Genomic DNA, 9,380 nt, shown 5'->3' with positions numbered 1-9,380 from the left:
GCTATCTCACTATCCTCATTGGCTTCCTGCTGGGTTTTGCGATTGTCGTGTGGGTGGAAAAACAAATGCCCGCGCGCGTCGAGAGCAGCGGCGGGATGACGTTGAGCCAGGATTTTCCGCCGCTCCCTCCCCCGCGCGAGCTGACCTTTGACGAGGCGATCTGGGCGCGGGTGGCCTGGCAGTATTATGTCAACAATACCCAGCCAAACGGCCTGGCCAACGCGCACGATGGCGAACCCTGGCTCAGCCTGTGGAGCGTCGGCAGCTATCTTTTCGCCGTGGTCGCCGCAGAGCAGCTGCATATTGTGACCGCCGCCGAAGGTGATGAGCGCATTGCCGCCGCCCTGTTTACCCTCGGTCAACTGCCCCTCAACGCCCAGGGATTGCCCGCCGCTCAGTACCATGCCGACACGCTGCAGATCCTCGGCAACCCGGACTCCTCCGCCATCGGTATGGGACGCCTGCTCACCGCCCTGCAAACCCTGCTCTGGCGCTATCCTCAGCACGCCGCCGCGGTGCGGGATCTGTTTAATCAGTGGCGGGTNNCCCGCCGCAGGGGCAGCAGATGATCGATATCGACGGCATCATGGTGCCCGACGAGGGGCTGCGCACGCCCTGGGGGCGGCAACCTTCGCTGATCAGCCTGCCGTACCTGCTCACCGGGCTTGAGCTGGGCTTTGACGCGCAGAGTGCGGAGATCGCCTGGCGCATCATGCAAATCCAGCAGCGCCGTCATAGCCTGAGGGTCAGCAAGCCGCCGATCAGCACCGACTACGCCGAGCCCGCGCCGGATTATGCCAGCGCGCTGGCGGACCGGCAGCCGCAGAGCGCCTTCGCCCCGCGCAGTGCCACCCCGGAGCAAACGGCGATCACCTCTACCCGCACCGCCTTTGCCTGGTACGCCCTGTTCCGCAATAGCTGGAGCGAAGCGCTTCGCCAGCAGGTCCAGACGCTGCAGGTCCCGGGCAAGGGCTGGCAGCGTGGGTTAAATCTCAACCGCAGCGTCAACGACGTTGTTGACGGCGATACCAACGCGATCGTGCTGGAAAGCCTGGCCTACATTTCCCGGGGGCAGATGCTGTGTCTGGCCTGCCTGAGCCCTACCCCTCTACCCTCGTCCTCAGCAGGAGCAACGCCATGAAGCTGACCTATTTTTCCCGTTTTCCTCTGCTGGCCGGACTCATGGCGCTGTGGCTCTCACTCTCCGGCGCGCAGGCCGCGACCGGTCTGCCGGCTGCGGAATACGCCCCGCGTAGCGGGGAGCTGACGCCGAGGGAGATGACTATCGCCAAAAATGCCTGGCAATATTTCGTCGCCAACTTTCAGCCCACCACCGGGCTGGTCAATGCGGTAAACAAATACCCCTCGACCACCATGTGGGACAGCGCCTCCTATCTGGCCGCCATGACCGCGGCCCGTGAGTTGGGGATTATTGATAAGGCGGAGTTCGACCGTCGGATGCTGAAGTTTCTCGCCACGTTGAATAAGCTCGATTTATTCCGTAACGAACTACCCAACAAAGCCTATAACACGATAAGCGGACAAAAGGTTAACTACCAGAACAAGCCGGGTGAAATCGGCTATTCGGCGCTGGATATCGGCAGAATGCTGATCTGGCTGAAGGTGATCAAGGAGCGCTATCCGGAATACAGCAACAGCATCGATAATGTGGTGCTGGGGTGGGATTTTAGCCATGTGGTCGATCCCTGCGGCACGCTGTACGGGGCGTATCTGGAAAACGGCCAGCCCAAATACGTTCAGGAAGGCCGTCTGGGATACGAGGAGTACGGCGCGGCGGGCTTTCAGCTGTGGGGATTTAACACCTGTCAGGCCAGCCGGCCGCAGCCCTACGAGCTGGCGGAGATTTACTGCGTGCTGGTCCCCTATGATTCGCGCGACCCACGGCAAACCAGCCAGCATAACTATGTGGTCAGTGAATCCTACGTGCTGTATGGCATGGAGTTTGGCTTTGATAACCCTGGTGACCGGAACAACAGCCCGCGCGAGTACTCCCATCCCTGGATGAAAAACTTCGCTGACCGGGTCTACCAGGCCCAGGAGAATCGCTACGCCATCACCGGGATCCTCACCGCCCGCTCCGAGCATCAGCTCGATAAATCCCCGTACTTTGTCTATGACACCGTGTTCAGCGACGGGTTTAACTGGAACACCATAACCGACAAAGGCCAGTTCGTACCGAATAGCGCCGCCGTGTCGCTCAAAGCGGCGATGGGGATGTGGGTGCTGTGGAACTCGCCCTATACCGATCGTCTGCTGGACGCCATTGAAAACGCGAACGAAGCGGGAAAAGGCTATTACGAGGGGTTGTATGAGAACGGCGACGGGCCAATCAATGAGTTTACCGCCAACAACAACGGCATCATGCTGGAAGCACTGCTATTTAAAAAGGAGGGAAAACTGCTGCAGTTTTCCAGCGACAACCCGAAAAACCGCGATTTCGCCCCGTCGCTGTGGGACAAGAAGCTGGTGGATCTCTTTGAACCCAATAACGGCCCGCGCAATCGCCCGTTCCTGAGCAACACCCCCGCCGTCAAAACATGGTGCGAGCAGACCGGGACCACGCAGCGCACCAAACCCGCCTGCCAGGCCTGCCAGTGTGCCGCCTGCAAGGCTGACGAGCCCGTTAAACTTCCGCCGGTGACCGCGCAATGCTTAAAACCATAGCCCGCTGGCTGGCCATCGCCGTCGTCCTTTTTCTTATCGCCCTGGCGCTGTTTTATCGCGAAGGCGCGGGGTGGCGCTGGCTGACCAAAGGCGGCTGGCACACCACTGCCCGCATCAGCAGCCTGACGCCGCAGGAGCGCTCGTGGGCGCAGATCGCCTGGCGGTACGTCGAGAACAATACCCAGCCGCAAACCGGCCTGGTCAACGGCAGCGACAAACAGCCCCGCGCAACGCTATGGCAGATGGGCGACACCCTTATCGCCCTGCTCGCCGCCAGAGAGCTGGGGTTGGTAAAGGAAGCGGAATTCGACGCCCGCCTGACGCCCCTGCTCGGCACCCTCAATCGCCTGACGCTGACCGACGGCGGTTCGCCGGGCAGGCTATACTCCACTCAGACGGCGACCCCTGTCGACTTCAGCGGCAAACCGGCGGCCAGCGGCTGGTCAGCAAAAGATATGGCCCGACTGATGCTCGCCCTGCGGCTCACCGCCGAACGCGCGCCGCAGTATGGTGAATACATTGATAAAATTATCCTGCGCTGGAACTTCTGTCCGGTGATCGATAAAGACGGAGAGCTGTGGTCCGCCTCACTGCAGAACGGCCAGCGGACGATCCGCGAGGAGCTTCGGCTGGGAGACAGTGAATACGCCGCCAGCGCGTTTCGCCTGTGGGGGTTCCCGGCCGGCAAGGCCTTCTCTCCCCCGACGCGCAATGTGATTATGTATCAGCGTCGCCTCGCCGTTGACGACCGCGACCCGCGAACCACCTGGCAACCCGTGGCGCTCTCCACTCTGCCCGCCATGCTACCGGGACTGGAGTTCGGCTGGCAGCCGCCCGGCGTGCCGGAAGAGGTACAAAAAGCCATGCGCGAACGGGCGGAAGGGATATGGCTCAGCCAGAAAACGCGCTGGACACAGGATAAAGTGCTAACCGCCCGGGCCGATTTTTCGCTTACCCAGGCGCCCTGGCACGTGGAAGATACCGTCTGGGGGAATGGCTACGCCTGGAATACGCTCGGGGACGACGGGAAGTACTACCCCCGGCTGGCGCAGGTGACCACCAAGGCGGTCTTTGTCCTGTGGACGCTGTGGGAAACCGAGTATACCGATGCGCTGATGGCGGTCACTACCCATCTTAACGACCCGCAGCGCGGCTGGTTTGAAGGGCGGGTCGAGGCCACCGGCGACGTCAACGCCACCCTCACCCTCTCCACTAACGCCATGGTGCTGGAGGCGCTGTTTTACAAACACAACGCCGGGCCGTTGTTCAAAAACGGCCTCGCGGATGACAACAGCTACTTTGCCCGCCGCGCGACGGACGAATTTAACCCGCCCCGCCGCTGCCTGCCGGGCGAACGGGTCATGAGGAGCGCACCATGAAGTTTTATCGCGATCTCTTTGAAGCCAGCCTGAATCGCGTCGTACCGGAGCGCGACAAACAGCGCTTCTTCCAGGCCTTCTACAGCACCTTTATCCATATGTCACCGGAAACCGAGCAGCACTTCTCCCAACGCTCCGGCGAGGCAGGCCAGCAGATGATCTTTAAAAGCTTTTTCGCCATGCTGGCGGTCAACGGCGACCTCTTCGTACCCGATTTTCTGGAACGGCTGGCGCGGGCGCAGAGCGAGGAAGGCCTGCGCCTGCCGCCGCGTTTTTTTGCGCTGTGGCGAGAAGCCATGCTCAAAACCGTCCGCGCCAGCGATCCGCTGTGCGATGAAGAGATCCTCACTGCATGGGCAATGGCGATCGCCCCCGGGCTTGAGTATCTGCGCCGCCAGGCGGAGCTCCACTATCAGACCGCAGGTCACTGATCATGCATGCCGCTAACCGTGCCGACCTCAACGTCCTGCCTTCGGCGGTGATGATCTACGATGAGCGCGAACGACTGCAGGCCTGGAATGATAAGGTGGCGCTGTTTTATCCAACGATCGCGCCCTGGCTCGCCGTCGGCGCTTCTCTTGAGAGCCTGGCGGAGAAGTTTATCGATGCCGGTTATAACATTGACCCTGGCCGGCAACAGACGCTACGCGAGACGATTATCCGCAACTGCCGCCAGGCGAACCATTGCGAAGTCCGCCAGTCGGGCAACCGCCGGATTTACGTTCAGCATCAGCGGCTGGCGGATGGTGGAATTGTCAGTCTGCATACCGACATCACCGAGCTTGACGAGGCCCGACGCGCACGTCACCAGCTTCACGACGATTTTTTATTCACTGCGGAGTCGATCCAGATCGGCATCTGGGACTGGCAGGTCTCCCACGACAACCTGCAGGTGAATGACACCCTGCTGGCGATGGTCGGCCAGTCGCGGGCACAGTGGCGCTATCCGCTGCGTTTTATGCTCAATCTGGTCCACGAGGACGATCGCGCTACCCTGCAGCAGGCGATGATCGCCTCGCAAAACGAGCATATGCCGGTTTTTGAATGTGAACTTCGCGTCCAGCACCCGACGCAGGGCTGGCGCTGGATGCTGCTCTCCGGGCAGATTGTCACCCTCAATATGCAGCAGCAGGCAGAGCGGGTGATCGGCACGTTGCAGGATATTACCCGGCGCAAAGCCGCAGAGCTGCTGGCCATTGAGGCGGCGAAGGAGGCCCGCGAGGCGAACGAAGCGAAAAGCGCCTTCCTCGCCAATATGAGCCACGAAATCCGCACCCCGATGAACGGCATTCTCGGCATGACGCAGCTGTGCCTCGACACGCCGCTGACCGCGGAGCAGCGGGAGTACCTTTCGCTGGTGATGAGTTCAGCCCAGTCGCTGCTGCACATTATTAACGACATTCTTGATTTCTCACGCATTGAGTCGGGCAAGATGCAGGTGGACGAAGAGCCGCTGGAGATCCGCCCCTTTATCCAGTCGCTGATCCGCCCGCATATGCCCGCCGCCAGCGAAAAGGGTATTGAGCTGCTGGTGGATATCTACCCTGCGGTACCGGAGGTGCTGATCGTCGATGGCCCCCGGCTGCGGCAAATCCTGACTAACCTGTTGGGTAATGCGCTGAAGTTCACTCATCAGGGGGAAGTTCTGCTGGCAATAGCGCCGGCCGACGACGAAAGCCGCTGGCGCTTTCGCATTCGCGATACCGGGATTGGCATCGCCCCGGAAAAGCAAAAGGCAATCTTCGAAGCCTTCAGCCAGGCCGATAGCTCCACCACCCGCCGCTACGGCGGCACCGGGCTGGGATTAACCATTTCGGCCCGCCTGGTCAGCCTGATGGGCGGTGAGCTGACGGTGGAGAGCCAGCCCGGGACGGGCAGTGAATTTGCCTTCACCCTGCCGCTGGCAGGTCTGCACGCCGCCGTCTCCGCTAACGCCCCGCCGGGCCGCTTCAACAATGAGCGGGTGCTGGTGGTTGACGACAACAGCACCAACCTGCGCCTGCTCGACACCATGCTTCGCCAGATGGGACTGATACCGATCTGCGTGGACAACGCCAGCGAGGCGTTACGTCGGGCCGCCGAAGGGCCGCCCTGGCCGCTGATCCTGCTGGATGCACAGATGCCGGATATGGACGGCGTATCCCTGGCGCTGGAGCTTTCCGCCCTGCCTGAAGCCCGGCAAAGCCAGATTATTATGCTCAGCTCCATGAGCCGCCATTTTGACGCCAATATGCTTAAGCGCATCGGTATCGCCCACTATCTGCATAAACCGGTGGCGCAGCGCGAACTGCATCAGGTTATCGCCGGTATTCTCCTTCCCACGCCGGTGGTGGCGACAGCGCCAGCCCCCGTTGCGGAACCGGTCAGGGACCAGACCGGGCTGCATATCCTGCTGGCTGAGGACAACCTGGTTAATCAAAAGGTCGCCAGACGGCTGCTGGAGCAGTTGGGTCACCGCTGCGAGGTGGTGAGCAACGGCCGGGAGGCGCTGGAGCGCTGGCGCGCAGCCTGCTGGGATCTCCTGCTGATCGATCTGCAAATGCCGGAGATGGACGGTGAAACCGCCATCCGTCTGCTGCGCGAAGAGACGCCGGCGCTGGGCAGGCAACATCAGCCCGCGATGGCCATGACCGCCCATGCCATGCAGGGCGATAGAGAGCGCTGTCTGGCGATGGGCTTCGACGGCTATATCGCCAAACCAGTGAGTCTTGAGGCGCTACGGGAAGCCATCGCCCGCGTCGGCGCAGCGGAAGATAGCGGTTTGGAGGAAGAGAAAGGCCTGCCGGACGAGGCCCACCTGCTAAAACAGTGCGCCGACGATCCTGAGCTGGTCGAGGAGCTGCTGGGACTCTTCGCTGAAGGGCTTGACGCCGCAACGTCGGCCCTTACCCACGCCATTGACGCCAATGACCGGGAGACGCTGCGCCGTACCGCCCACAAGCTGCGCGGCGAGGCGGTCACCCTCGGCTTTCAACGCCTTGCCGGGGTGCTCCAGCAGCTGGAGAGCCAGGCGGCCTCGCCAGACCAAAGCGTGCCGGGCGACCTGCGCGACGCGCTGACCGAGGCGATCGCGGGCTGCCACCTGTGGCTGCGCCGCAGAACGCAGGAGGTTCCCCATGATCGCTAGACGTCATCTGCTGCTGGTCATTTGCCTGCCGCTGGCGCACGCCGGTTCTGCGCCGGTGACCTGGTCACTGGCCGGACAATGGCGGGTGCATGACGCCAACGACAGCGCCTTCGCCGGCGCGCAGGCTTCGGACGGCGACTGGCGCACGCTGCGGGTACCGGCAAACTGGTACAGCGCCGGATACGATCATCAGGGCGCCCTGTGGTATCGCCATCAATTTACCCTGCATGGCCTGACGCCGGACGCCATGGCTACGCTGGTGTTTGACGGCGTCGATTACTTTGCCGAGGTGGCGCTCAACGGCAAGACGCTGACCCGGCACGAAGGCTATTTTCAGCGCTTCCCGGTGGACATCACCGGGGCCGTTCGCCGCCATAATCAGCTCGCCGTGCGGGTCGACAGCCCCTATGAAGACCCGCAAAAGATCTTGCCACTGCACAAGACGCTGATGAAAGGGATCCTCAATCAGCACGATACCCGTCCGGGCGGCGCCTGGTCGGTTCAGGGGCAGGATGCCAACTCCGGGGGGATCTGGGCGCCGGTGAGGCTCCATCTGAGCCGCGGCGTCACCATCGACGAGGTGATCCTGCGCCCGGACTGGCAACAGGGGCTGGAGCAGCCCATGCTGCGTGCCGAAATCCGCTATCGGGCTGTGACGCCCGGCCCCGTCACGCTACGCCTGACGGCTACCCCGGACAATTTTTCCGGCCCACGTTTTCACCAGGCCTTCGCGGTCACTCTGGAGAAAACCGCAGGCGTCCTGCACGTCTCGCTGCCCATGCCGTCCGCGAAGCTCTGGTGGCCCGTGGGCGCAGGCAAGCCGAACCTCTACCGGGTGCGCGCCACCCTAACGGATGACCGGGGGATGATGGATACCGCCGTCACCCGCACCGGATTACGTAAGGTGGAAGCGCTGGCGGACAATCAGGGCTGGCGCATCAACGACAGACGGCTGTTCATTAAGGGCAGCAACTATATTGGCTCCCCATGGCTAAGCACCATGACGCGGAAAAAGTACCGTCGGGATTTCAGGCTTGTCACGGCGATGAACGCCAACGCCATCCGCGTTCACGGCCACGTGGCGGGCCGCGCGCTGTATGAGGTGGCTGATGAGATGGGACTGATGATCTGGCAGGATGTCCCCCTGCAATGGGGTTACGATGACAGCGCCGCCTTCGCCGAGAACGCTGTGCGCCAGACCCGGACGATGATGGACCAGTTCGGCAATTCGCCGGCGATTATTGTCTGGGGCGGCCACAACGAGCCGCCGTGGAACTCGCCGTGGATGGAAAAACGCTTCCCCGACTGGCGTAAAACCTTAAATCAGACCCTGACGCAGCGGGTGGGCGATGCGCTTGCGGAAGATACCTCCCGCATCGTGCATCGCTTTTCCGCTGTCGAAGAGCACTACTGGGCAGGCTGGTATTTCGGCACCCTGCGCGACCTGCTCGCCCCGGCGAAAACCGGGATTATTACCGAGTTTGGCGCCCAGGCGCTGCCCCGGCTCTCCACCCTGAAGACCATTATCCCGGCCCGTCTGCTGTGGCCGAAAACCACCGCTGCCGACGACCCCGGCTGGGTGCGATGGAAGTACCATAATTTTCAGCCTTTCCAGACCTTTAAATTTGCCGGTATTCCACGAGGCAACAATATTCAGGAGATGATTGAAAACACCCAAGCATATCAGGCCCGGCTGGTGGCGCTGGCGGCGGAGAGCTATCGCCGCCAGCGTTATCAGCCGGTGACCGCCCTGTTCCACTTTATGTTTGTCGAGACATGGCCCTCCATCAACTGGGGGGTGGTAGATTATCTGCGCCAGCCGAAGGCCGGTTACTATGCCCTGCAGCGCGCCTATCAGCCGATCCTGCCGTCCATCGAGCCGGTGACCGCCAGATGGCGTCAGGGAAGCCCGGCGACGGTGCGCCTGTGGGCGATTAACGATACCTGGGCAGCCTGCGAGGATTGCCGCCTGACCTGGCAGGTCAGGCAAAATGGCCAGATGCTCGCTCAGGGAGAAACCTCGCTGACCCTGCCGCCCGACGCTGGCCAAATGGTCAGGGAGTTGACCGTCACCCCCGCCGGCCCGCAGCCCGTGACGATCGTCTACCGCATTGACAACCGTCGCGGCAAACACGTGGGTGCTAACCAGCATACCGAGCCCGTCGCCGCGGCGCAGGCGGGGAGATGAA

Annotated in this window: 5 protein-coding genes and 1 pseudogene; all 6 read left to right on the top strand. The window is 62.1% G+C overall.

Annotated elements, in window-relative coordinates; genetic code table 11:
- A pseudogene (locus KHQ28_RS22705) lies at positions 1 to 1,141 on the top strand (DUF3131 domain-containing protein); the annotation flags it as partial.
- Positions 1,138 to 2,685 carry a DUF3131 domain-containing protein gene (locus KHQ28_RS22700; protein WP_004183756.1) on the top strand — a complete coding sequence of 516 codons (1,548 nt, stop codon included), beginning with the start codon at positions 1,138 to 1,140 and terminating at the stop codon, positions 2,683 to 2,685. The pseudogene KHQ28_RS22705 and the gene KHQ28_RS22700, both read left to right, overlap by 4 nt.
- The gene (locus KHQ28_RS22695; RefSeq protein WP_032419051.1) at positions 2,670 to 4,064 is read left to right on the top strand and encodes a DUF3131 domain-containing protein; all 1,395 of its coding nucleotides are present in this window, start codon (positions 2,670 to 2,672) and stop codon (positions 4,062 to 4,064) included. The genes KHQ28_RS22700 and KHQ28_RS22695 overlap by 16 nt, the downstream gene beginning before the upstream one ends.
- Complete coding sequence (locus KHQ28_RS22690) at positions 4,061 to 4,495, top strand: globin (RefSeq protein ID WP_019705453.1); 435 nt, start codon at positions 4,061 to 4,063, stop codon at positions 4,493 to 4,495. The genes KHQ28_RS22695 and KHQ28_RS22690 overlap by 4 nt, the downstream gene beginning before the upstream one ends.
- A gap of 2 nt (positions 4,496 to 4,497) precedes the next feature.
- Positions 4,498 to 7,191 (top strand): response regulator, encoded by a 2,694-nt coding sequence (locus tag KHQ28_RS22685; protein WP_032419052.1) that lies wholly within the window; start codon positions 4,498 to 4,500, stop codon positions 7,189 to 7,191.
- Positions 7,181 to 9,379, top strand: coding sequence for a glycoside hydrolase family 2 TIM barrel-domain containing protein (locus tag KHQ28_RS22680; protein WP_055314383.1), 2,199 nt, complete (start codon positions 7,181 to 7,183; stop codon positions 9,377 to 9,379). The genes KHQ28_RS22685 and KHQ28_RS22680 overlap by 11 nt, the downstream gene beginning before the upstream one ends.
- Position 9,380: the final 1 nt, after the last annotated feature.

The organism is Klebsiella sp. 28 (assembly GCF_018223905.1).
In the GTDB taxonomy this organism is placed as follows: Bacteria; Pseudomonadota; Gammaproteobacteria; order Enterobacterales; family Enterobacteriaceae; genus Klebsiella; species Klebsiella pneumoniae.
Note: the sequence above shows the minus strand (reverse complement) of the source record. Positions and strands in the feature narration are given on the sequence as shown.